Source organism: Peptoanaerobacter stomatis, from assembly GCF_000238115.1.
GTDB classification, from domain to species: Bacteria; Bacillota; Clostridia; order Peptostreptococcales; family Filifactoraceae; genus Peptoanaerobacter; species Peptoanaerobacter stomatis.
The window spans coordinates 117,178-141,216 of record NZ_JH414546.1 but is presented as its reverse complement, the minus strand read 5'-3'; the positions used below and the strand labels follow the sequence as shown (position 1 = coordinate 141,216).

General features: G+C 28.0%; 24 protein-coding genes. 23 read left to right on the top strand and 1 reads right to left on the bottom strand.

Translation table 11 applies throughout. The features are described from left to right. The first annotated feature begins 311 nt into the window (after positions 1-311). The 6 genes from HMPREF9629_RS00535 to HMPREF9629_RS00510 all read left to right on the top strand — a co-directional run bounded on the left by HMPREF9629_RS00535 (position 312) and on the right by HMPREF9629_RS00510 (position 7,201). A complete protein-coding gene (locus HMPREF9629_RS00535; protein ID WP_009524348.1) occupies positions 312-1,946 on the top strand; it encodes a copper amine oxidase N-terminal domain-containing protein in 1,635 nt (544 codons plus the stop codon). Between the two features lie 503 nt (positions 1,947-2,449). Beyond that, positions 2,450-3,814: a histidine kinase N-terminal 7TM domain-containing protein gene (locus HMPREF9629_RS00530; RefSeq protein WP_009524346.1), complete on the top strand. Its 1,365-nt coding sequence runs from the start codon at positions 2,450-2,452 to the stop codon at positions 3,812-3,814. 9 nt (positions 3,815-3,823) lie between these two features. Continuing rightward, positions 3,824-5,095, top strand: a complete 1,272-nt coding sequence (locus HMPREF9629_RS00525; protein ID WP_009524345.1) for a sensor histidine kinase — start codon at positions 3,824-3,826, stop codon at positions 5,093-5,095. Between the two features lie 187 nt (positions 5,096-5,282). Next, positions 5,283-5,906: a response regulator transcription factor gene (locus tag HMPREF9629_RS00520; protein ID WP_009524344.1), complete on the top strand. Its 624-nt coding sequence runs from the start codon at positions 5,283-5,285 to the stop codon at positions 5,904-5,906. A gap of 55 nt (positions 5,907-5,961) precedes the next feature. Beyond that, positions 5,962-6,441 carry a Cys-tRNA(Pro) deacylase gene (ybaK, locus tag HMPREF9629_RS00515; protein WP_009524343.1) on the top strand — a complete coding sequence of 160 codons (480 nt, stop codon included), beginning with the start codon at positions 5,962-5,964 and terminating at the stop codon, positions 6,439-6,441. Positions 6,442-6,640: 199 nt separating this feature from the next. Next, a complete protein-coding gene (locus HMPREF9629_RS00510; RefSeq protein WP_009524342.1) occupies positions 6,641-7,201 on the top strand; it encodes a glycosyl-4,4'-diaponeurosporenoate acyltransferase CrtO family protein in 561 nt (186 codons plus the stop codon). Positions 7,202-7,517: 316 nt separating this feature from the next. Here HMPREF9629_RS00510 and HMPREF9629_RS00505 read toward each other — a convergent pair whose 3' ends face one another. Then, positions 7,518-7,952, bottom strand: a complete 435-nt coding sequence (locus tag HMPREF9629_RS00505) for an acyl-CoA thioesterase (protein WP_009524341.1) — start codon at positions 7,950-7,952, stop codon at positions 7,518-7,520. Between the two features lie 604 nt (positions 7,953-8,556). Here HMPREF9629_RS00505 and HMPREF9629_RS00500 point away from each other — a divergent pair. The 17 genes from HMPREF9629_RS00500 (at position 8,557) to HMPREF9629_RS00420 (ending at position 23,954) form a co-directional block, all read left to right on the top strand. Then, entirely contained in the window at positions 8,557-9,498 is a 942-nt protein-coding gene (locus tag HMPREF9629_RS00500; protein ID WP_009524340.1) for an MOSC domain-containing protein, read from the top strand. Between the two features lie 190 nt (positions 9,499-9,688). Continuing rightward, positions 9,689-10,135, top strand: a complete 447-nt coding sequence (locus HMPREF9629_RS00495; RefSeq protein ID WP_009524339.1) for a GNAT family N-acetyltransferase — start codon at positions 9,689-9,691, stop codon at positions 10,133-10,135. Positions 10,136-10,283: 148 nt separating this feature from the next. Beyond that, positions 10,284-12,188 (top strand): 1,4-alpha-glucan branching protein GlgB, encoded by a 1,905-nt coding sequence (glgB, locus tag HMPREF9629_RS00490; RefSeq protein ID WP_009524338.1) that lies wholly within the window; start codon positions 10,284-10,286, stop codon positions 12,186-12,188. 30 nt (positions 12,189-12,218) lie between these two features. Next, positions 12,219-12,917 carry a response regulator gene (locus tag HMPREF9629_RS00485; RefSeq protein ID WP_009524337.1) on the top strand — a complete coding sequence of 233 codons (699 nt, stop codon included), beginning with the start codon at positions 12,219-12,221 and terminating at the stop codon, positions 12,915-12,917. Between the two features lie 100 nt (positions 12,918-13,017). Beyond that, positions 13,018-13,290 carry a 30S ribosomal protein S20 gene (gene rpsT, locus HMPREF9629_RS00480; RefSeq protein ID WP_009524336.1) on the top strand — a complete coding sequence of 91 codons (273 nt, stop codon included), beginning with the start codon at positions 13,018-13,020 and terminating at the stop codon, positions 13,288-13,290. A gap of 390 nt (positions 13,291-13,680) precedes the next feature. Beyond that, a complete protein-coding gene (locus HMPREF9629_RS00475) occupies positions 13,681-14,553 on the top strand; it encodes a cation diffusion facilitator family transporter (protein ID WP_009524335.1) in 873 nt (290 codons plus the stop codon). A 457-nt stretch (positions 14,554-15,010) separates the two neighbouring features. Continuing rightward, positions 15,011-15,457: an NADPH-dependent FMN reductase gene (locus HMPREF9629_RS00470; protein ID WP_009524334.1), complete on the top strand. Its 447-nt coding sequence runs from the start codon at positions 15,011-15,013 to the stop codon at positions 15,455-15,457. A 240-nt stretch (positions 15,458-15,697) separates the two neighbouring features. Then, the gene (locus HMPREF9629_RS00465) at positions 15,698-16,687 is read left to right on the top strand and encodes a DNA adenine methylase (protein WP_009524333.1); all 990 of its coding nucleotides are present in this window, start codon (positions 15,698-15,700) and stop codon (positions 16,685-16,687) included. A gap of 12 nt (positions 16,688-16,699) precedes the next feature. Then, on the top strand, positions 16,700-17,608 hold the full coding sequence (locus tag HMPREF9629_RS00460; protein WP_009524332.1) for a type II restriction endonuclease: 909 nt from the start codon (positions 16,700-16,702) through the stop codon (positions 17,606-17,608). A gap of 35 nt (positions 17,609-17,643) precedes the next feature. Continuing rightward, positions 17,644-18,396, top strand: a complete 753-nt coding sequence (locus tag HMPREF9629_RS00455; RefSeq protein ID WP_009524331.1) for a TRM11 family SAM-dependent methyltransferase — start codon at positions 17,644-17,646, stop codon at positions 18,394-18,396. Positions 18,397-18,418: 22 nt separating this feature from the next. Further along, on the top strand, positions 18,419-19,168 hold the full coding sequence (locus tag HMPREF9629_RS00450) for a ParB/RepB/Spo0J family partition protein (protein ID WP_009524330.1): 750 nt from the start codon (positions 18,419-18,421) through the stop codon (positions 19,166-19,168). A 409-nt stretch (positions 19,169-19,577) separates the two neighbouring features. Beyond that, positions 19,578-20,732: an aminotransferase class V-fold PLP-dependent enzyme gene (locus HMPREF9629_RS00445; RefSeq protein ID WP_009524329.1), complete on the top strand. Its 1,155-nt coding sequence runs from the start codon at positions 19,578-19,580 to the stop codon at positions 20,730-20,732. Between the two features lie 195 nt (positions 20,733-20,927). After that, complete coding sequence (locus HMPREF9629_RS00440; RefSeq protein WP_009524328.1) at positions 20,928-21,965, top strand: hypothetical protein; 1,038 nt, start codon at positions 20,928-20,930, stop codon at positions 21,963-21,965. Positions 21,966-22,032: 67 nt separating this feature from the next. Then, positions 22,033-22,581, top strand: coding sequence for a CvpA family protein (locus HMPREF9629_RS00435; protein WP_009524327.1), 549 nt, complete (start codon positions 22,033-22,035; stop codon positions 22,579-22,581). Between the two features lie 170 nt (positions 22,582-22,751). Next, positions 22,752-23,327 carry a sulfurtransferase-like selenium metabolism protein YedF gene (gene yedF / locus HMPREF9629_RS00430; protein ID WP_009524326.1) on the top strand — a complete coding sequence of 192 codons (576 nt, stop codon included), beginning with the start codon at positions 22,752-22,754 and terminating at the stop codon, positions 23,325-23,327. Further along, positions 23,324-23,563 (top strand): DUF3343 domain-containing protein, encoded by a 240-nt coding sequence (locus tag HMPREF9629_RS00425; protein WP_009524325.1) that lies wholly within the window; start codon positions 23,324-23,326, stop codon positions 23,561-23,563. Before yedF ends, HMPREF9629_RS00425 begins: the two co-directional genes overlap by 4 nt. Positions 23,564-23,771: 208 nt before the next feature. Beyond that, positions 23,772-23,954 (top strand): DUF4044 domain-containing protein, encoded by a 183-nt coding sequence (locus HMPREF9629_RS00420; RefSeq protein WP_009524324.1) that lies wholly within the window; start codon positions 23,772-23,774, stop codon positions 23,952-23,954. The last annotated feature ends 85 nt before the right edge of the window (positions 23,955-24,039 follow it).

Sequence of the window (24,039 nt, the reverse complement as noted above, 5' to 3'; positions counted from 1 at the left end):
ATAGCGCTGTGTAAATTTAATAAAATATGACTCTATATTTATAAATTTCTTATATAAAAAGTATATATTATTTTATCAGAGAAAAGTATTAAATTAATGTATCATTTATTTTAGAAATTAGATTTAAAAAAATGCTGTAATATGTTTTTAATAATAAATTTGTAAAAAAATGTTTTTTTTATTTATAAAATTTGGTATAGTATAAATATAGTCCTATTTAGAAAATAAATTTGAATATTTATTTTCTTTTTCCAAGACGCTTTATAAAAAATTGCGTCAAAAAATAAATTATTCAGAGAGGAATGAAAATTATGAAAAAATTTTTTGTAGGAATGACAGCTATGGCACTGTTAGTTTCGGCTTTCGGCATAAATTCGTTTGCAGAAGGTTCAAAAACGGTAAAAGTTGACAAAGTTCAAACAGTAGGTGCATTAGATGAACAAAAAGGCTCTATGATTGAGATAAGAGAAAGCGAAAAAGATTCTTGGGGAGATTCGGTTACATTTGAATTGAAACTGCCTACAAATGTAAAATGGAACGCAAAAACTATTGTCAATGGACATAACAAACCGCAGATAGACGGAAATTTACTTAAAATAACTATGAAAACAAATCCTAAATATCAGGAAGTTGCGTATATAGTACCGTATTTTGACGTTGACAAGCGTGCAGAAAAAGGTGATATTCCCGTAATCATATCAGGAGGAGTATCAGGAGATAAAGATGAAAGCGTAGTAATAGCAAAAATAAGTGATTACGGTGTAAACATTTCATCGTCATATGAAAGAGCGGCTAAAAATTCAAAATCTATTCCTGTTGAAATAACTGTAACAGAGGCTGTACAAGACTCAATACTTCCAGGTGCTCCATATGATTTATCCTTCGATAATGCAACTGTAGATGAAAAAAGCGTAAAAATAGAGCAATTAAATGGAAGAGATAAATTAGAAGTAAGTGCAGTAAAAGAAAATTATGCGGAATTCAATTTGAAGGAAAATTCATCAAACATAAATAAATTTGTAATAAAATTGAATATAGTACCTAAAAAAGACTTTGTAGGAGATATAACAGCAACATTTGATGGCAGAGGTATTGAAAATATGTCATCAGTAGTTGCAAAAGTATATGATGCAATAAATGTTGAGGATAGAAAACCTGACAACATAACATTAGGTTTGGGAGATCAAAAATTAGCAGATTTATCATTTGTTGAAACATCAGCAGGAGCATTGTCAGAAGGAGAATATATACTAAAATTAGATCCTGAGTACAAAGGCTCAGTATTTTCATCAGTAAAATTAGAAGCAGAAGGCAATATTAAAGCAGGCTCAGCAGATGTTAAAGGAGATACAATCAAATTTAAAGTAAACGGAGCATCAACAGCACCTTCAAAGTTGACATTCAGTGACATGAAAATTACAATAGACAGATTCGGTTATGAGGGAGAATATACAATATCACTTGTTAACGCAAAAACTCCTGATGATGTGATAGCAAAAGCAACATTGTTCAATGTAAATGCGGTAGCACCTGAAACAGTTAAAACACCTGTATCAAACGGAATAGAATTTGTTATAGGAAGTGCAGAATATAAAGTAACTAAAGGCGGCAACACAGAGAAAAAAACATTAGATGTAGCACCATATATAGCAAAAGGAAACAGAACTATGTTACCGCTAAGAGCAGTAGCTGAAACATTGGATATGGAAGTTAAATGGGACGCTAAAACAAGCACAGCTACCCTTAACTCAAAAGATAATACTCAAACAGTAGTTCTTACAATAGGAAATAAGACTATGCTTGTAAACGGCAAAGAAGTTGCGCTTGATTCAGCACCTGAAATAAAAGACGCAAGAACATTCTTACCAGTAGCTCAAATAGCAAATGCTTTAAATGTAAAAACAGCATGGGATGCTTCTACTAAGACGGTTACATTAAGTAAATAGCGAAAAATATATTAAAAGAAATCTATAAAGTTTTTTTTATTGCTGATTATAATAGATATAGGTATAAAAGATAACAGCTTAATCGGATAAAACTGATAAGCTGTTATTTTTTGTGCAAAGAAAATTGTATTGCATAAAAATCATTGAGATTTAACAAATAAAATGATATAATTTAACAAAATATGAGATTTTTAAGGAAGGGATAATGATGCCGAAAAAATATAAAGTTCTCAGGAATGATTGCATTATTCTGTTCTTTGTGATTTTAGCAATGCTTATGAGATACATAAGCTTTGATAATGTTTTTTATAGAAGCACGGCAGATGTTATCAGACCTCTTATATATATAGGTATGATATTTTTGTGGAGAGAGTCTATAAAAAGGCGTATATTTATAAAATCAGTTCGTTTTTATATCACAAGTATAACAAGTCTTATGATTTTTTGGATGATACTTCGAACGATGAGAGCGATTTTTTTTTGATGATTATTTTATCCGCAGAATGTTGTGGTACAGTTATTACATACCTATGTTGTTCATACCTTTATTAGGATTGTTTTTCGGTATTTATTTGGGAAAATCTGAAAGGCATAAACCTCCGGAATATTTAAAAGTTTTATGGATACCGGCGTTTATATTATGTATATTGGTGCTTACTAATGACATACATCAAGCTGTATTTTCATTCGGTAGCAATAAAATTTGGACGAGCAAAGATTATAAGTATGAGACGATGTATTTTGTAGTCTTATTTTTTAATATAATTTATCCTGTTTTAACTTTATCTATAATTGTGAAAAAGAGCAAATTGCCAAATAAAAAGATATTGATTCTGCCGAACATTGCTATGTTCACACTTATTATATATATAATTATATATGTTGTTAATGTGGGGCAATTATGGATAATTCGTGATGTAACAGTCAAGATTTGTCTGTTTATAATGATAATTATAGAAAGCTGTATACGAAGCGGACTGATACAATCCAATGACAATTATGAAGAGCTTTTCAATGCTTGTAGCGTGCCTATGAAAATATTGAATGAAGATTATGAAACTGTTTATAATACCAAGGCTGATATGTATATAGAAAAAAAATATATAAAAGAGGCTATAAAAGAGCCTATACTGCTGAATAGAAACATAAAAGTGAATGCTATGCCTATTAATGCCGGGTATATGGTATGGTTGGACAATTTATCGAAGATGAATCTATTGCTCGACAAACTTAATATTTTAAAAGGACAACTTTTAGAAAAAAATATTTTACTTAAAGCAGAGATAGAACTTGAAAAGAGAAAGAGCAGAGTAGAAGAAAAAAATAAAATTATTGAAAAAATAATGAGCGAAAATATACCAAGTCTTGCAAAAATGAATAATATACTTGAAAACAATGCAAGTTTGGGCATTGAAGTTTTAAAAAGACTGTGTATATTAGGCGCATATGTAAAAAGAAGATGTAATTTGCTTTTACTAAGCTATGACAACGAAAACATATCATCTAAAGAACTTGAATATTGCATAAGAGAATCTATGGACAGCATTTCAAGATGTAATATAAATTGTAATTTCACAAGTGAATGTAATGAACATATATCCATAAAACACGTAATAGTGTTATACGATTTATTTGAAAACGTTGTAGAATGTATGCTGTCAACATTTTCTGATTTCAATGTCAATATTTTTATTAAAAACGATAATTTATATTTAAGCATGAAATTAGTGTATAATATGGGCAACATACCTTTAAAAGAATATATAAATCAGGTTTTAAATAATGAAAAATTTAAAGATATGGGCGGTGTTTATGCACTTGACTATATAGAAAATGAAGTGCATATAACGATGTGTATGTTAAAATAAGGAACGGTTATGATAAGCTTTATAGAACTTACAGATATACAAAAAGGTATAGTACTTACTTTATGGTTTTTAAACATATGTATTATGATGTATTATATGTCATTTGTTATCATACAACTTAATAATATAAAAAAAATAATTTTTCCTTCTGTTGTTACAGTTATGAGCATAATTATAATCATTAATATGCTGTATATACGAAATGAACAAAATTTAAGCCTTATATATATGAAATTGGCTCAGCTTCCTAATAATATATATATAATTGCGGCATTTTTATTTATAATTTACGGATTTTTTAAACTTTATGATATATTCAGATATAAAAAGAGTTCAATAAATATATCATCTATAAAAGAAAGTGTGGATGTATTACCGAAAGGTCTGCTGTTTGCAGATAAAAACGGAATTCTGCTTCTTGTAAACACATGTATGTATGAATTGAGTTTGGAAATATTAGATGATATACCACAAGACTTACACAGTTTTTGGAAATCTTTGGAGAGCGGTAAGTTAAAAGAAGGCGTTAAAAGAGTTGTATTTAGAGATAATTTACTGATAAGAACAAACGATCAAAAATCATGGACATTTGTAAAAAACCTGATAGACACTGATATGGGAGAAATAACACAGATTAGTGCAACAGATACAAGTGAATCAGCTGAGTTATATGATAAAATAAAAAAAGAGAACATAGAGCTTGTGGAAGTGAATAAAAGATTTAAATCATATGCCAAAAATATAAATAATCTGGTGGCACAGGAAGAAAGACTAAACACAAAGATTAGAATACATGATGAACTTGGTCAAGTGCTCTTGAGAACAAAATATTATATTACAAAAGATATTGACTATAATAGAATAAAAGAATTATTTGAAATATGGAAAAACAGCGTAGATATTTTAAGACATGAAGTTGAAATAGAAAAAAAATCTCCTTTGACATATCTTATGGAAACTGCACGAGACGTAGGAGTAAATATAACAATAAGTGGAGATGCTTTTCAAGATGAAAGTGTAGAAGAGATGATAACGCTTTTGTCAAGTGAAATATTGACAAATGCAGTTAAGCATTCCAAGGCACAAAATATTTATATAGATATAAAGTATAATATGAATAAATATACTGTAATATTTACAAATGACGGCATACAGCCCATTTATCCTATAACAGAAAGAGGAGGATTGTCAAATATGAGAAAAAAAATAGAGCGTATTGGAGGCAAAATAAAAATAGAATCAACTCCGATTTTTAAAATAATAATAAAGATACCTACATAAAATTTGTAATACTTACGATTAATAAAATAATGGATAATTTATACACAAAACATATAAACAGTGTTATATTTTATTAAATTAACATAACGCTATTTTTATATCTTTCTATTGAGTTTTAGTATAACATTTACTAAAAGGCGGATATTTCTACAATATCAAAAAGACAATTTTTAAGGAGGCTGATGTTATGATAAATGTACTTGTTGTTGAAAATGATCCTATGGCTCGAAAATTGTTGGAGATATATATAAAAAGCAGTGAAAAATATAATCTTATAAGTTCAATAGAAAGTGCGGCTTTTGCAGAAGCATATTGTACAAAATATAAAATAGATTTAATACTTATGGACGTATGTACAGCTTTAGGAGCAAGCGGATTGGATGTATCGGCAAAGATTAAGCAAAATTATCCTGATATAAAGATAATAATTATAACCAGTCAACCTGAAATAAGTTTTATAGAAAGAGCGAGAGAATCAAAAATAGAAAGTTTTTGGTATAAGAACTCAAATGAAGAAGAAATATTGAAAATAATGGAAAAAACTGTAAATGGAGAAAGCATATATCCGGACAATTCACCGAATTTTGACTTAGGAATGTCTAAAATACACGAATTTACAAATAGAGAAATAGATATACTAAGAGGCTTGATAGATGGAGCTACCAATGAAGAAATTGGGGAAAAACTCAATATATCAAAGAGAACTGTAGGTTTTCACATACAAAATCTGCTCGATAAGACAGGTTTTCATTCACGAACTGAATTAGCGGTTACAGCATCAAAAAGCGGGCTTATAAACAATGATTACTAAAAACTAATAATTATTAATTTTACTGTTTTTTATTTGTAGAGGAGAAAATTTATATATGTCTGATAAAAAAACTAATGCTGTAAGAGCTGTAGAAAATCTAAAAATAGATTATGAAATTTTTAAATATGAGGTAGATGATGAGCATATCGATGCAATAAGCGTGGCAAATCTTATAGGGCATGATATAAAATATGTATACAAGACTTTAGTATTGCAAGGAAGTGATAAGAACTACTATGTATGCGTTATCATGGGAAGTGATGAATTGGATTTAAAAAAGACGGCAAAAGCATTCGGCATAAAAAATATTGCTATGATACCTGTGAGTGATATAAATAAAATTACTGGATATATAAGAGGCGGATGTTCTCCTATAGGAATGAAGAAAAGATTCAAGACATTAATAGATGTAAAAGCACAAAGCTTGGAATATATAATAGTAAGTGCAGGCCAAAGAGGTATGCAAATAAAATTGGATGTAAATAAATTGCGAGAAATTGTCGATGCCAAATTTGAAGATGTAGTGAAAAATTAATTATGTTTTTTATTTAAAGATATGCCTAAAAATAGTATTTTTAGTTTTTGGACATATCTTTAATGCCATTATCTAAATTTAATAAACGCATAATAAAAATGTTGGATTAAAAGTATTTGATTATATGTACTTTCGACTAAGTAGGATATACTGGTTTTCTTAATCAAATACATTTATTGTTAATCATGAGGTAACAAAGATGAAAGATAAAGTTCTAAGAAATTTTGTACATATGTTCAATGCTTTTTGTATAATTGTAAGTGTTATATTTTTTCGTATATTTTCCGTTTCAAACAAGCACATATTCTATTTGCTATTCGTCATTTTTTCAATAGCCGGATATCATCTTTTTGTCCATCTTTCAGTCGGGCATTTGGTAAACTTCATACTCAAAAACGACATCGACTACAACAAAAAATGGTTTTTAGAAAAGCCTTTTGAAGACAAACTTTATAAAAAACTGAGGGTAAGAAACTGGAAAGACAAGATACCTACCTTTTATCCTGATACTTTTTCACTGCAAAATAACGCACCCGACAAGATACTCAAAGTAATGTGCCAATCTGAAGTGGTACATATAATCATTACAATCTTGAGCTTTGTACCTATAATATACGTTTTTTACTTGAATATATCGTATAAATGGTTATTTATTATCACATCGTTTATGTCTGCCACATTCGATACCTGCCTCGTCATAATGCAAAGATATAACCGCCCGAGGATAAAGAGAATGCTTGAGAGGAAGAAAAAGATATAAAGAGTGTAACAAGTAGATAATTTATAAAAACCATAGTTTAAATAGAATTTAGTATAAATAGTTTTATTATTATATCTAAATTCAATAGAGCAATGGAAAACAGTTTTGTGTAAATTTAATAAAGTATAACATGGTTTATAGAGTTCTTATACTAAAAACCAATAGAATAATAGACATTTCTATTTTTAAAAACTTATTAGCCGAGTAAAATTAAGTATATTTGAAATAAATAACTTATATAAATGTATCTATTAATTAAATGGATATTATTATATAAATTATCTATTGATTTGTTGAAAATTAGTATTAAATATGATTATAGCAGTTTTTTAAAAAATTCATCAGCTTTTTGTCTTAATTCTTTTTCATATTCATCAGATAGACTGTCAAGTACCATATTATGAGGTTTTTTAACTCTTGTTTTTTCATCTACTGTGACATAAGTACAGTATCCCTCCATATTTAATGTACTTGCAAGTTTACATTCTCCTTTTATGTAGAGCGTTGCGCTTGTTTTTCCGAGCCTTACTATTTGGCTTGTATAAGTCAATATACTTCCCTTTGGAACAGGTAAGAAAAATCTGAAACCGTCTAATGCACGAAATACTATCTCATCTCCATTGCCATAAGTCAAAGCCATATTTAAAAAACCTGTTTCTGCCAGATAAGTTAGAGCTTTTCCGATAAAAAGCGTTCCATGATGATTTAAATCATCAGTCTTTACAATTATAGAGTTCTCGTATTTTTTCATATTATTTCCCCTTAAATAACACATCTATTTTGTTTAAATTCGTTTAAAACATCCAAAATAATTTACCCCAAATAATTAAGCTTATGATAGCATAATTTATATATTAATCAAAGTATAATTTTGTTAAATTTAAATAATACTATTTTTCGCTCATTTTATGGAGTTTTAATATAATACTGTTATTTAAATTAAACATATATTTTTTAAAATAGTTGAATGACATAAAAGAGTCTATTTTAAAAAGCGATTTCTGTTAATCAAATTAAACATAGTATAAATATAAAAACAGCTTGTAATTAAATCATTATTATAGTAGTATATAATATGTACATTAACATATTTTTATATTGTTAATGTTTATATTTTAATACTGATGCTAATTACTAATTAACAGTATAATTATGTATTTAAAAATCTATATTTTTTAAAACAGTAAATTATATAAAGTTTAGAGGTTTTAGAATCTGTAATAGTGATTAGTATAATTATTAAAAGGCTTATTGCAATTTGATTTAATGATTTTTATAACATTGAAAAAATATGTTTCAATTATTTAATTGATTTTAGTATAAATTTGTATGATTAACTGTAAGGGGTAATATAAATGATATCAGCAAAAGTGTTGTCTGTAAATATTTCTGAAAAAAAGGGAGATGTAAAAATTCCTATAGATAAAGGTGAATTTATAAAAGGTTTAGGTCTCAAAGATGACTCTCATGCTGGTGATTGGCATAGACAAGTGTCATTGCTTTCCAAGGAATCAATAGATTTTATGAGAGAAAAGTCAAATATAGATGTAAATTTTGGAGATTTTGCAGAAAATATAACAACTCAAGGAATAACACTTCACAGATTACCTGTAGGAACTGTGCTTAAAATAGGTGAATGTATATTAAAAGTTACGCAGATTGGTAAAGAGTGCCATCATGGTTGTAATATAATGAAAAAAGTTGGTTCTTGTATTATGCCTACGCAAGGTATTTTTGCAACTATTGAAAAGAGTGGACTTATACAGGTAAATGATGAGATAGAAATAATATCCATACCTGAAGAATCTGTTTTTACTTATTCTATAATAATTGTGTCTGATAAAGGTTCGCAAGGTTTAAGACAAGATGGATGTAAAGAAAGAATAGTGAATGTTTTAGGAAAAGAAATAGTATATAAGCTTGTAAATTATGTTATAGTTCCTGATGAAATGGACAAAATAGAAGAAGTTATAAGAAAAAATATGTCTGAAAAAGTCAATCTTATACTCACATCAGGAGGTACAGGATTTTCAAAAAGAGATGTCACACCTGAAGCTACAAAAAAAGTGATAGAAAGAGAAACGCCTGGAATAAGCGAGTATATAAGAGCAAGAAGTTTGGAAAAAACTGATCGAGCTATATTGTCAAGAGCAATTTCAGGCATAGCGGATGAGTCTCTTATAATAAATTTACCCGGCAGTCCTATTGCAGTACAAGAGTCATTGGAGTTTATAGCAGATCCGCTTAAACATGGGCTTGAGATATTACTAAAAAGAGATGCTGAATGTGCAAGATAAGTGTAAAATGTTTTTATCATTCAAAAAGTTAAGCAAAAATTAAGCTTATTATTGTATATAGTTGTTGATACACATAATAGATGTGATTAATCTTGCATAATTTTGTCAGGCTTACCGATATAATTTTTTATTGAAAAATTGAATTTGTTTTATAGTATGTGTAGAACGAATTTAATAACTGGAGGTAGAAATGGAGCATATTATCAAGAGATATGATGTATTAGATGCTGACGGTTTATCGAATATGATGAGGGAGTTTTATTCTACTCCGGGTGTTTTGCATAAGATAGATGACAGCAATATAAAATCAACAATAGCGTTATTAAATCAAAAATCTCCGTTTGCGGAGGCTTTTATATTGAAGATGGATTCAAATATGGTAGGATATGTACTGCTTGCATTTACATATTCAAATGAAGCCGGTGGAAGTGTGGTATGGATAGAGGAAATATATATAAAAAAAGAGTATAGAAACAGACGCTTATCGAATGAATTGCTTGATTATGTAATACAGGAGTATCCTAATACAGCAAGATTCAGGATAGATATGGTAAAGGATAATGTTGAGTCCATGGCTCTTTTTTCATCATTCGGATTTGAAGAGTTAAAATATTTACAATTTATAAAAGAAAGATAAAGTTTTACAATAAATATAAATGTATTATTTTATTAAAATAAATGTTATAATAATAACAATATGAATAATTGGATTTATACAATTGAATCATAAAAATTTTTTGAAGTTGGATTTTAATTTACGGCAGTAATTTAAAAGAGGTGTCTTTATGGATTTTCAGCAGTTTTTTGAAGGCTCTTGTTTTGATGCTTATAAATATTTTGGCGCTCATATACAAGATGAAGGCATAGTTTTTAGAGTGTATGCACCAAATGCAAGAAAAGTTACACTGATAGGTGAATTTTCTTCGTGGAATGAAATACATATGGATAGAGGCTATCACAATGTACATAGTGTGTTTGTAGAAAACGCAAAAGTAGGCATGATGTATAAATATAGAATATATATAGATGAGCATAATTTCGTAGAGCATTGTGATCCGTATGGTTTCAGTATGGAACTTAGACCCAATTTTGCGTCGATAATTGCAGATTTGGACGAGTATGAATTCAGCGATGAAGATTGGATGAAGAGCAGAACCAAGTCATATGATGAGCCGTTAAATGTATATGAGCTGCATTTAGGTTCTTGGATAGAAAATAAAGATGATGTAAACGGCTGGTATAAATATGAAGAAATAGCTGATTTACTCATAAAATATTTAGAAGATAATCATTACAATGCAGTAGAGTTTATGCCACTTACCGAGCATCCTGCCGATATATCGTGGGGTTATCAAAGCACAGGTTTTTTTGCACCAACTTCAAGATACGGAACGCCTTATGGACTGCAAAAGCTGATTGATGAGTTGCATAAAGCCAATATAAAAGTGATAATGGATTTCGTGCCTGTGCATTTTGCAATAGACAATTATGCACTTGTAAGATTTGACGGCACGCCGCTTTATGAGTATGCAGATGATTCAATGGGTTTGAGTGAGTGGGGAAGTTATAATTTCATACATTCAAAGGGAGAAGTAGCATCATTTTTAAAATCATCAGCTAATTATTGGCTTGATAAATATCATTTTGACGGACTGAGAATGGACGCTATAAGCCGTATAATATATTGGCAAGGTAACAGCGATAGAGGTATTAATCAAAAAGGCTTGGAATTTATGAAAACATTGAATTCCGGTTTGGATGAGCGTCATAAGAACGTAATACTTATAGCAGAAGATTCATCAGATTTTCCCAAAGTTACAGCACCTGTATCAGATGGTGGACTCGGCTTCACATATAAATGGGATATGGGTTGGATGAACGATACACTTGATTTTTTCAAAAAAACACCAAAAGAAAGAAAGGGAAATTACAATAAAATAACTTTTTCCATGATGTACTTTTATAGTGAATGCTTTTTGCTTGCAATATCACACGATGAAAACGTGCATGGAAAAGCAACTATACTCCAAAAAATGTATGGAAATTATGAAGATAAATTTCCACAGGCAAGAGCGTTTTATGCATATATGTTCACTCATCCCGGAAAAAAACTTAATTTTATGGGTAACGAAATCGGACATTTAAGAGAGTGGGATGAAACGAAAGAACTGGATTATTTTTTACTGAAATATCCTATACATGACGCTTTCAATAAATACATCAAAAGGTTGCAAAAAATATATATGAGCTCACCTGCATTATATGATAAAGACTATATGCCGGAAAGTTTCAAATGGCTAATAGTAGACGATAAACAAGGTGTTACATATTCATATGTAAGAAAAAGTAAAATGCAAAAAATAGTTTGTGTATTCAATTTTTCTGATGAATATCATAAAAATTATGAATATAAACATGACAAAAAAGTAAGATTAAAAGAGATATTAAACTCCGATTGGGACATATATGGAGGAAAAACCAAATATCAAGATGGAAATATAATAGATTCGATATGTGTAAGAAAACAAGAAATATTTACAGCGTATGAGGAAGATTTCACAACTTTAAAAGAAATAGATGCACCAAAAGAAGTAATAAGCAAAGTAGAAAATATCAGCTACGAACATTATATAAAAATGGATTTACCACCTTATAGTGCAAGACTTTTTGAAGTTGTAATTATAGGATAATAAAGTTTACTTTTATCAAGGAGGATAAGCATGAAAGATAAAGTTTGTGTACTTATAATAGAAGACGAAAAAAATATTTCTGATATATTAAAATTTAATTTAGTAAAAGAAAACTATGAAGTTACTCAGAGATTTGATGGAAAAGAAGGACTTGATACAGCCCTTGAAAAAGACTTTGATATAGTTTTGTTGGATATAATGTTGCCTTCAATGGATGGCTTTGAGATATGCAAGAAGATAAGAGAGCATAAGACTGTTCCTATAATAATGCTTACAGCCAAAGAAGAAGAAGTTGATAAGATATTAGGCTTGGAATTGGGAGCGGACGATTATATTACAAAGCCGTTCAGCACAAGGGAAGTTATAGCAAGAGTAAAAGCGAATGTAAGGCGTGTTGAAATGCTAAACAGCAACACATCATCAGAAATATTAAAATTCAGAGATCTTGAAATAGACGTTACAAAATATGTAGTATCAAAAGCAGGACAAGAAATAAAAATAACATTTAGAGAATTTGAACTGCTTAAATATTTGGCACAACATAAAGAACAAGTCTTCTCAAGAGAACAGCTTTTAACTACAGTATGGGAATATGATTATATAGGGGTAGACAGCGAGAGAACAGTAGATGTAACAGTAAGAAGATTAAGAGAGAAGATTGAAAAAGATCCGTCAAACCCTGAATTTATTATGACAAAAAGAGGAGTAGGCTATTATTTTAAAAGCTAAAAAATTAATAAAAAATAATACTTTACTTTTTAATATTTTTTTGATAAAATATACAGCATATGAAAACAGAATGAGTATGCCTAAAATGGAGGTGAATTAATTGGCAAATATAAAATCAGCTAAAAAAAGAATAAAAGTTATTCAAAAGAAAACTTTGATAAACAAAATGAGAATATCACAAGTGAAGACAGCTATAAAGAGATTTGAAATGGCTCTTAGCAGTGGAGATATGAATTTGGCAGGCGAAAAATTGAGATTTGTACAAAAGAAACTTAATCAAGTAGCAGCTAAAGGAAGTATACACAAAAATATGGCAGCAAGAAAAGTTTCAAGACTTACTAAGAAATTTAACTTAGCACAAAAATCAAACTAATAAATAAGCAACCTAATTTAGGTTGTTTTTTTATTGTTTATTTTATACTTATTATTCATATTATTACCTAATTAGTAGGATAATTAAAAAACATAATAATTAATTTTTCAAATAAACTATTTATATTAATGCTATATAATATCCATAATTTTATTAGAAAACAATTTTATAAAAATATTGTATAAAATGTTTATAAAATGAAATTAATGATATAAATATAATATCAAATGATTTTAAAGGAAATTTAAAATATTTATAAACACTTGATTAACTCAAAAATAAATTATCAAATGATAAAAAATATTTTATAAAAAGTTAAATTTATAATATAAGTAGAATAATGAAAGTAATGGTTTAAATATTTACAAATTAAAAACGAAAGGCAAAAAAATGCAAAGCAGTAATTATAAACAAGTGCAGAGAGTATTATTCGTTATACTTGTTGCCAATTTTTTAGTGGCAATTTTAAAAATAGTGATGGGGAATATAATAAAATCATCATCTATGAGTGCAGATGGTTTTCACTCGTTATCTGATGGTTCATCCAACATAGTTGCAATGATAGGAATATATTTTGCTTCAAAACCTGAAGATAAAAAACACCCGTATGGACATGATAAAATAGAGATAATAACAGGACTTTTAATAGGAATATTTTTGATATTTGTTGGATGTAATGTAGTTTTTGAAGCTATAGAAAAATTAAAAAATCCGTTAGTGCCGTCTATAACTTTATCAAGTCTTGCAATGCTATTAATAACACTTATAATCAATATATTTGTAACTGTATATGAACATAGGCAAGGAGTAAAATTAGGCAGCAATATTTTGATATCGGATGCTACACATACGAAATCGGATATATTTGTTACAATAGGTGTGCTTATAACACTTCTTTCAGTAAAATTGGGAATGCCACCGATATTGGATACGATAGTATCGTTTGTAGTTGCAGGTGTAATATTTTTTACAGCTTGGGAAGTGCTCAGTGAAAACGGAAATATATTAATAGACGCCAAAGCAGTTGATGAAAATAAGATTAGAGAGATTATTGTGAATATGGAAAATGTAAAGGGCGTGCATAAAATACGCTCAAGAGGTACACAAAATAACACTTATATAGATATGCACGTATTGGCAAATCCTGATATAACTCTCGAGCAAAGCCATATATTATCTCATAAAATAGAAAAGCATATTCAAGAAAACATAAATAAAAATGCTCATGTTTTAGTGCATATAGAACCATATTATGAAAAGTAATACTAAAAATCAATAGAAATAATAGACATTTCTGTTTTTAAAAACTTATTAGCTAAGTAAAATTAAGTATATTTAAAATAAATTATATAGATGTATCTATTAATTAAATGGAGATTAGTATAAAAATTAAGTTCAATAAATTGCTGAATAATGGGTATTGACTAAAAAGTAATATAGAGAAAATATGATTTATATTATTTCTATACAAGAAAGTTTTCATACTAAAATATGATAGAAGTATGTATATGTTGAATATAGAGTAAAAAATAAATATATAAATTTATACCATTTGGATAAAATCCATAATTTAAATCGGCTTTGGTATTAATCTATTTAGGAGGAATACGATGAAGAAAAATATATTGATGATAGTTGGTTCTATGCGAAAAGAATCTTTTAATAGACAGCTTGCAATAAAATAAAGGAAATTTTAGAAGATAGAGCAGAGGTTTCATTTTTGGAATATTCAGATATACCGTATATGAATCGGGATATAGAATCTCTGGCTCCAAATCAAATAGTTAGAATAAAAGAAGAAGTGCTTAAAGCAGACACTTTATGGGTTATTGCACCTGAGTACAATTTCAGTTATCCTGGAGTTTTGAAAAATTTGTTGGACTGGTTATCTCGTCCATTAAAAGAAAATGATTTTTCGTCAGGAACAGCTATTAGAATGAAAAAGGTTACTATAAGCGGTGTAAATGGAAAATCAGCAGCAGGCGGAGTAAGAAAAAAACTTACAGAACTGTTGAAACGGATAAAAATGGAGTTAATGGAAACGCCTCAAACAGGTGTGGCACTTACATCAGAAGCATTTAAAACAGGTAAAATGGACTTATCTCAAACAGATATTGATGCTTTAAACCAACAATTAGATGAGTTTTTAAAATTTATAGGTGAGTAAATATAATTTTAATTTAACGTAAAAATATTGAAAAATTGATAAAATGAATTATGAAAAACATAGTTCATTTTATTTTTTTTGTATAAAATATATTATAAAGCAAATATCAAATTTAAAATTATAAGGTTGTAGACGCTTTTTATGAAGTGGTGTATAATAAAACATACGCTACTTTTTTTAAGTTGATGAATAAATATTGTTTTTTTTAATAATATTAACGCAATTATTGAGAGGTTAATTATGGAGTTTATTAAGGTAAAAGAAAATATTGAATTAGGAATTTATAAAAAAGATAACTCTATTATTTATTCTAAAACTGAAATTTCACAATTATCAAATAGTAAAAATACAGTAAAGCCATTTTTAAAATGGGCAGGTGGAAAAAAACAACTCTTAAACGAAATAGAAAAATACTATCCTTTTGAAAATGGAATAAAAAAATATGCAGAACCTTTTGTAGGTGGAGGAGCTGTATTGTTTGATATTCTTAATAAATATGATTTAGAAGAAATATATATCAGTGATATAAATGAAGAACTTATCAATACCTATACAATGATTAGAGAACATATAGATGAGCTTATACAAAAGCTTTTTATTATGCAAGATGAATTCATACCTATTGAAAATAGTGACAGAAAGATATACTATAGTAAAAAACGTGAAAAGTTTAATTTTTTAAAATTGAACAATTCAATAGAAGATGATATTGAAAAAGCAGCAATTATGATTTTTCTGAATAAAACTTGCTTTAATGGTTTATATCGTGTGAATAAAAAAGGATTTTTTAATGTACCTATGGGAGATTATAAAAATCCTATGATTTGTGATGAAGATAATCTTCGTTTGGTGTCTGAAAAGTTAAACAATATAAAAATTGAATCTGGAGATTATAGAAAATCTGAAAAATTTATTGATAAAAATACATTTGTTTATATTGATCCTCCATATCGTCCTCTTACACGAAATTCAGGTTTTATAGCTTATTCACAGACGAGCTTTGACGATAAACAGCAAATTCGTTTAAGTGAATTTATTAATTTTATATCGAAAAACGGTGCAAAAGTTTTGCTTAGCAATTCAGATCCTAAAAATATTGATGAAAAAGATGATTTTTTTGATAATATTTATAGTAAATATAAAATTAGAAGAGTAGAAGCAACAAGGATGATAAACAGCAAAGCAAGTGCAAGAGGAAAAATAAAAGAACTTTTAATTTCAAATTATTAGGGAGAGAATGCTTTGAAATATATAAATGGCTATAAACAGATAGGTGCTTTTTCTGACAATGAAGTATTTGAATACATTTTAGAAAATTTAAAGGACACAATTCATACCTATGATTTTTTTGTGGCTTGGGAAAAGGTGCTTAGAAATGTATCTGAAATAGAAATATCTTTAAATATATTGAACACTCTTATCGGAAAAGATGATGTTTCTCATAGATTAAAGGGGCTTATAAAGCAATATCCTCAAATTGTTTCAACAATTCCAATATTAATTGCGGTTAGAGATAAAAATATAAAAATTGCAAGTGAATATGGTGATATAGAGTATGTATTTTCAAAGAAGAAATATTATACTGATGAAGAAATTGAAAAAATTGTATTTTTTGCAGATAGATGTGGTTTTTTGAAAATTGTTGAGGATAAAAGCATTAAAAATTTAGTTGATTATGTAATAGGTGTAGAAGTGGGACTCGATACAAATGCCAGAAAAAATAGAAGTGGTATAGCTATGGAAAATTTAGTTGAAGTTTATGTTAAATCAATATGTATTAAACATGGATTTAAATACTTAAAACAAGCAACGGTTGACAAGATAAAAATGAAATTTAACAAAAGCGTATCTACAGATAAAGCAGATAGACATTTTGATTTTGCAGTAGATACAGGGGGGAAATTGTATTTAATAGAAACTAATTATTATAGTGGTGGAGGTTCAAAGCTTAAATCTGTTGCAGGTGAATTTAGTAATCTTTTTTCTGTTGTAAAAAATGATGATGTTGGATTTATTTGGGTAACGGATGGGAAAGGTTGGCTTACTTCGAAAAGACCTCTACTTGAAGCGTTTAATATAGTGGATTATATTATAAATATCAATATGATTAACAATGGATTGTTGGATGAAATATTGTCAGAAGGTTTATGATTATAGAAAGTAAGTAGTTTGATAGAGGAATATTGATGACTAAAACTAAAATAACTAAATGGGAACCTGAAAATTTTGAACTTGAAATGAATACTCATTGGAGTTTTCCAAAACGTGGAGATTGGGCAACACATGATGCGAAATGGCGTGGAAATTGGTCTCCATATATACCAAGAAATCTGATTTTAAGGTATTCAAAAGAAAATGATTTAGTGCTTGATCAATTTGCAGGTGGAGGCACAACTCTTGTAGAAGCTAAATTACTTAACAGAAATATCATTGGAGTAGATATAAATGATATCGCATTAGAAAGATGTAAAGAAAAAACAAGTTTTAATTATGACGGAGCAAACGGAAAAGTATATATAAATAAAGGAGATGCACGGAATTTAAGTTTTATACAAGATGAGAGTATAGATTTTATATGTACTCATCCGCCATATGCCAATATAATCAGGTATAGTGAAAATATTGAAGGAGATTTGTCTTGTTGTAAAATTCCGGAGTTTCTAAAAGAAATGCAAAAAGTAGCGAATGAAAGTTATAGAGTTTTAAAAAAAGAAAAATTTTGTGCTATTTTAATGGGAGATACAAGAATAAAAGGAAATGTACAACCTATGAGCTTTGAAGTTATGAAAATTTTTGAAAATACGGGTTTTAAATTAAAAGAAATTATAATTAAAGAACAACATAATTGTAAAGCTACAGGATATTGGAAAACTAATAGTATAAAATATAATTTTTTATTACTCGCGCATGAATATCTGTTTATATTTAAAAAAGTATAAAAAAATAAATCAGGTAATTATTATGGAGATACAAAAATTAAATATAAATCTAATAAGGCAGGACGAAAATCAGCCACGCAAGATATTTGATAAAGCTCAGATAGAAGACCTTGCAAAATCTATTAAAAAATTCGGTTTATTACAGCCTATACTTGTCAAAAAAATAGACAATTATTATCAAATAGTTGCAGGAGAGAGAAGATATAGAGCCTGTAAAATTATTAATTTGGAATATGTGGATGTTATAGTCAAGGATGATGAAAATATAGCTGAAATTGCACTTATAGAAAATATACAAAGAGAAAATCTTACACCGCTTGAAGAAGCAGAGGCTATATTATCACTTAAAAATGCAAAAAATTACACTCATGAGGAGTTATCTGAAATACTTGGAAAGACAAGAGTGTATATTACAAATAAACTTAGAATATTGACAGCAGATGATACGACAAAAAAAATGCTCAAAGATGAGAAGATAAGTGAAGGTCATGCCAGAGCATTGCTTGTAGAAAAGGATATAGATAAAAGAAAAAAATTGGCACAAAAAATAATATCAAGCGGACTCAGTGTAAGAGATGTAGAAAAAGCTGTAAAAAGCAAAAAAAATAAAAAGAATGCTGCGTTTGATGAAGATGAACAGATAATAGAGATGTTGGAAGAAAAATTGTCAACAAAAGTAGATATAAAAAGACAAAGCGAAGAAAAAGGTAGTATAAGCATAGAATTTTATTCATATGAACAGCTTAGAGATATAATAGAAAATATTTTGTAAAATTTATTGTGTATTTATTTTTAACTCATATTAAATATTATTTTAAATTAATATATTTAAGCAGTCTATTAAAAAAATCTGTGTTTATTGGATAATAGCATTATATTATTCGTACTGCTATTTGTTTAAAAAGTTGGCATAGTTATTATCCGATAGAATCAAATTTTCGTTTATATAAATTTTTATTTATACTAATAACCAATTTAATAGTAGAGATAATTCATTCTCTATGAATACACTTTTTACAATATCTTTTGTTAATAAATTTATGGTGTCACATAATCTATCTACTACATAATTCAATGTTTTTATTGGTGTTTAGTATTACATCAAATGGAATATAGATATTCACAATTTTAACAGTTATAAAAAATATAAGAAATAATTATTAGAAAACTGGAGGGTTGATATGATTTATTTTGATAATTCTGCAACTACATTTCCAAAACCGGAAAAAGTCACTGCAAACACTTTTTCGTTTTTAAAAACTTCATGTGCCAATCCCGGACGTTCAGCACATAAGATGAGCATAGAATCATCAAGGCAAGTTTTTGAATGTAGATTTGAAATTGCAAATATGTTTAATATAAATGACCCTACTGATATAGCATTTACAAAAAATTGTTCAGAGGCACTTAATATAGGGATATTTTCAAATTTGGAAGAAAATGATCATGTCATAACAAGTGTATTGGAACACAATTCCATAATAAGAGCACTTGAACATATAAAGTCAGAAAAAAATATAGAGATAACATATCTAAATCCTGATGAAGATATGACTATAACAGATTATCATATAGAAAATAATATAAAGCCTAACACAAAAATGGTAGTTTTAAGTCATGCAAACAACCTTGTCGGCACATTTTATGATATAGAAAAAATAGGTCAGATAACAAAAAAATATAATATACTTTTTATGGTTGATGCAGCGCAAAGTGCAGGTAAAAAAAATATAGATGTGCAAAAGATGAATATAGATATTTTATGCGCACCCGGTCATAAATCGCTTTATGGATTTACAGGTACAGGTTTTATATATGCAAATGAACAAGCAAAAGTAAAACCTGTTTTGTATGGAGGAACGGGAAGCTTTTCGGATGACATCCATCAGCCTCAAATAATGCCTGATAAATTGGAAACAGGTACACTTAACGTAGTAGGGATAAAGAGTTTGTTGGAAGGCATAAGGTGGATAAATTCTGTCGGAATAGATATAATAGGAGCAAAGGAAAATGCTCTCGCCAAATATATAATAAGAAAATTAATAGAAATAGAAGGTGTAACAGTATATACGCCTCTTAATGATGAGCTTGCAGGTATAGTGTCATTCAATATAGACGGCTTGGATTCATCATTTGTGGCAGGAGTTTTGGATTTGAAATATGACATAGCAGTTAGAGGAGGTCTTCATTGTAATCCGCTTGGACATAGATATTTGGGTACATTGGAAAGCGGATTTATAAGAGCGTCTTTATCATACTTCAATAATATGAATGAAGCAGATAAATTCATATCGGCTGTAAAAAGCATAAAATCAAGTTCAGGCTTAAATATATAAAAAATTATAAATGATAATATGAGTTGTATAAAAGCAGAATAATTGATAAATTGTATAAAACAAAAATATATAATGATTAGAAATAGAATTTTTCAATATATTATATTTGAGAGATAAAAGTTAAGTATTTTAAATCAATAAAAAATTCAGCATAAAATTTGTTAAATTTTTGCAGTAGATCAATATGGAGAAATGATGAAAAAAAAATTATTGGCAATATCTATATTTTTTGTAATTGCTATAGTTATATCGACAGCAATATATATAAATAAGCATAATAGCAAAAACGAAGATATGGAAACGAAAGTACAGTTTGAATATAACAGCAATATGAGTGTTTTACCGTTTCAAAACACATTTTTGATATATGATGGGAAAAAGCTCATTAGAAAAAGTGATACTTTTAAAGATGTATTTGCTCTTAGATTGGTTGCGAGCAATTATGTCATAAAAACTATGTCAGAAGATATATATATACTTGATAAGACAGAAAAAATTTTGTATAAAATAAGTAAAGACGGAGAGATTGTGAGTCAAGTTAAATTTGTAGAAACAGGGCAAAATATTTATCCTCTTAAAAATTCAGATGTAGTCTTGCAGTACAGTACGGGAGTAAATACGGACGGTATAATAATATATGATAAAGATTTGAAGAAGAAAAAAGACATAAATTATCCGAACGGTCTTGTAAATACTGTGGCATATGAAGAAAGAACAAATAATTTGTTTGTCAGCATACAAGTGGTAAATGAGTTAGACGTTATAAACTCAATATATGTGTATGATTTTAAATATGAACCTCAACTTTTTCAAAATTACAAAAATTTAGTGACTATGGCACTTGATGTATTGGGAAACAATATATTGATATTAGATCCGACAGCACTTTATATAATGGATAAAGATTTTAAAAATGTGTCAAAAGTATCTGCACAAGCGTCATTTGAAAGAATGATAACAGCAAGTGACAAGATATATTTGCAAGATGGAGAAAAAAACGTAAGAATATTCGATAAAGCCGGAAACTTAGTAGAAGAAAAGAGTTTTAAAGAGCCTATAATCAATATGTTTACCAATGTATCACAGGTTGTTTATGTGAGCAAAAGTGAAATTTATTCTGACAAAAAAGACTATGCAGTTCAAGAAGTTATAGATAAGAGTATATTGCTTTCAAATAATAAGTTGATTGTATTTTTTAACGGCGGAATAAGGACATTTGCAATACCGTATTGACAGCATACGTCTGATAAAATCAGAACATATTGCTAATATTTGAACTATTATAAGTTTTAGGAGAGATATGAATACAATAAACAATATAGATATTTTTATTATAATATTTACTTTATATAATGTGATAATTGGAGTAAAAAACGGTTTTGTAAAGTCAATATTTATAAGTTTCGGATTTATTATAAGAATAGTTGCGACTTATTTTATATATACAGCTTTTTCTAAAATGCTGTTTGCAGACAGCAATATAAAACTGATTTTGAAATATATAAAAGATTATTTGGCAAAAAGCCTTCCAAATCTTGCATATACTGATTTTTTGGATAAGGCAATATTGATACTTTCAATATTTATATTTGTAAGCATAATAGTTTTTATAGTATTTAAAATATTAAAGGATGTTACAGATGATGATACACTTAAAGTAAGCGATCAAATTTTGGGACTTGCATACGGCTTAATAAAATCATTGTTTATAATGATGCTTATGGTGTATTTTATAGATAAAGTTTCAGACTATGTATTGACAGTGCAGATTAAAGAAATATTTGCAAATTCAGCTTTGATGTCTCCACTATACACATATAATATATTTATGAATTTATTCAATGTATAGAAAATAGCTATATAATTTTAATAAAAAATATGTATTTGCTATTGCAATTTAGTTAAAAAATATTAAATTTTGAACAGAAATATTTTTTCTTTTATATTTTGTAAAAAGTCAAAAAAATAAATAAACGTTTAATTATATTTTACAATTTTAAAACCATAAGGAGAAGAAAAATGAAACATACACTTGATTGTACAGGACTTGAATGTCCGATGCCTGTAGTAAAGGCAAAAAATATGTTGGAAGAAAATGAAAGCATAACATTAGATGTTATTGTTGATAATGAAACAGCGAAAGAAAATGTGAGTAAGTTAGCAGCTTCAATGAATTTGAGTTATACTGCAAAAGATGATGCAGGTAAATTCATAATAACAATAGTGAAAAATTCAAGTACAAAAGTTGAAGGGCACAAAAAAGGAATGGTGTTGCTTGTAAAGACTCAATATTTGGGAAGCGGAGACGATGAGCTTGGAGCTATACTTATGAAATCATTTGTATTTTCACTTACTCAATCAAAACCATATCCAAGCAAAGTTATTTTTGTAAATTCAGGAGTAAAGCTCACTACACAAAATGAAGAGGTTATAAAAAATCTAAAAGTCCTTGAAAATGAAGGTGTAGAAATCATATCTTGTGGTACTTGTTTAGATTTTTACGGCTTGAAAGAAGAATTGAAAGTCGGAATTGTCGGAAATATGTATGATATAGTTGATTCAATAAACAATGCAGAAAGTAAGATGAGCGTATGATAGTTATAAGTTTTGAGTCGACCAATTACGCTATGCTTGCAGATAAATATTTTGATGAAATTAATTTTCAGAAAATGGTAGTACCTACACCAAGAGCTATAAGCAACAGCTGTGGAATATCTTTACAGATAAACAAAGAAGATATAGAAAAAGCAAAAGTGTTGATACAAGAAAAGCATATAAAAATAAAAGGGATTTTTGAAGTAGATAAAAATACAGCAGTACAACTGCTTTAAAAATCATATCGTAGTAATAATTGAAAAAAATATCATAATGTATCTGAAAATTTAGAAAAGTATTGATTAAAGTGTAGTAAAATTCAAAATATTTGACATAAAAAATAAACTTTGTTCAAATATTGTTAAAACTCTACAATATAAATTAATACACTCTACTTTTCAGTATGTATTGAATATATATTCAAAAATATTTTTGGAGGAATAAATGAATTCAAATAAGAAAGTTAAAAAGAAAAATATAGAATCATCTAAGGTAAAGAAGAATGATATTTCAGATATAGCTAAAAGACGCAAAACTAAACAAAAAACATTGGCGATAGTGGCTATACTTGCATTGCTTGCAATGGTTGGAAGTACAGTGCTTGGAGCCTTGATGTCTATGTTTTAAATATATGTTTTTTGAAAATGATTTTATAAATTTAATATGAAGTTATTGTATAAAAATAGTTAAATTTATATCTTGTGTTTATAAA

Bases quoted from the DNA above. Each gene is read 5' to 3' on its own strand.
- HMPREF9629_RS00510 (WP_009524342.1), top strand. From the start codon at position 6,641: ATGAAAGATAAAGTTCTAAGAAATTTTGTACATATGTTCAATGCTTTT.
- HMPREF9629_RS00435 (WP_009524327.1), top strand. From the start codon at position 22,033: ATGAATACAATAAACAATATAGATATTTTTATTATAATATTTACTTTA.
- HMPREF9629_RS00455 (WP_009524331.1), top strand. From the start codon at position 17,644: ATGACTAAAACTAAAATAACTAAATGGGAACCTGAAAATTTTGAACTT.
- HMPREF9629_RS00420 (WP_009524324.1), top strand. From the start codon at position 23,772: ATGAATTCAAATAAGAAAGTTAAAAAGAAAAATATAGAATCATCTAAG.
- HMPREF9629_RS00425 (WP_009524325.1), top strand. From the start codon at position 23,324: ATGATAGTTATAAGTTTTGAGTCGACCAATTACGCTATGCTTGCAGAT.
- HMPREF9629_RS00535 (WP_009524348.1), top strand. From the start codon at position 312: ATGAAAAAATTTTTTGTAGGAATGACAGCTATGGCACTGTTAGTTTCG.
- HMPREF9629_RS00520 (WP_009524344.1), top strand. From the start codon at position 5,283: ATGATAAATGTACTTGTTGTTGAAAATGATCCTATGGCTCGAAAATTG.
- ybaK (WP_009524343.1), top strand. From the start codon at position 5,962: ATGTCTGATAAAAAAACTAATGCTGTAAGAGCTGTAGAAAATCTAAAA.
- HMPREF9629_RS00495 (WP_009524339.1), top strand. From the start codon at position 9,689: ATGGAGCATATTATCAAGAGATATGATGTATTAGATGCTGACGGTTTA.
- HMPREF9629_RS00440 (WP_009524328.1), top strand. From the start codon at position 20,928: ATGAAAAAAAAATTATTGGCAATATCTATATTTTTTGTAATTGCTATA.
- HMPREF9629_RS00530 (WP_009524346.1), top strand. From the start codon at position 2,450: ATGTTGTGGTACAGTTATTACATACCTATGTTGTTCATACCTTTATTA.
- HMPREF9629_RS00475 (WP_009524335.1), top strand. From the start codon at position 13,681: ATGCAAAGCAGTAATTATAAACAAGTGCAGAGAGTATTATTCGTTATA.
- HMPREF9629_RS00505 (WP_009524341.1), bottom strand. From the start codon at position 7,952: ATGAAAAAATACGAGAACTCTATAATTGTAAAGACTGATGATTTAAAT.
- HMPREF9629_RS00500 (WP_009524340.1), top strand. From the start codon at position 8,557: ATGATATCAGCAAAAGTGTTGTCTGTAAATATTTCTGAAAAAAAGGGA.
- HMPREF9629_RS00450 (WP_009524330.1), top strand. From the start codon at position 18,419: ATGGAGATACAAAAATTAAATATAAATCTAATAAGGCAGGACGAAAAT.
- HMPREF9629_RS00485 (WP_009524337.1), top strand. From the start codon at position 12,219: ATGAAAGATAAAGTTTGTGTACTTATAATAGAAGACGAAAAAAATATT.
- HMPREF9629_RS00525 (WP_009524345.1), top strand. From the start codon at position 3,824: ATGATAAGCTTTATAGAACTTACAGATATACAAAAAGGTATAGTACTT.
- HMPREF9629_RS00465 (WP_009524333.1), top strand. From the start codon at position 15,698: ATGGAGTTTATTAAGGTAAAAGAAAATATTGAATTAGGAATTTATAAA.
- glgB (WP_009524338.1), top strand. From the start codon at position 10,284: ATGGATTTTCAGCAGTTTTTTGAAGGCTCTTGTTTTGATGCTTATAAA.
- yedF (WP_009524326.1), top strand. From the start codon at position 22,752: ATGAAACATACACTTGATTGTACAGGACTTGAATGTCCGATGCCTGTA.
- HMPREF9629_RS00445 (WP_009524329.1), top strand. From the start codon at position 19,578: ATGATTTATTTTGATAATTCTGCAACTACATTTCCAAAACCGGAAAAA.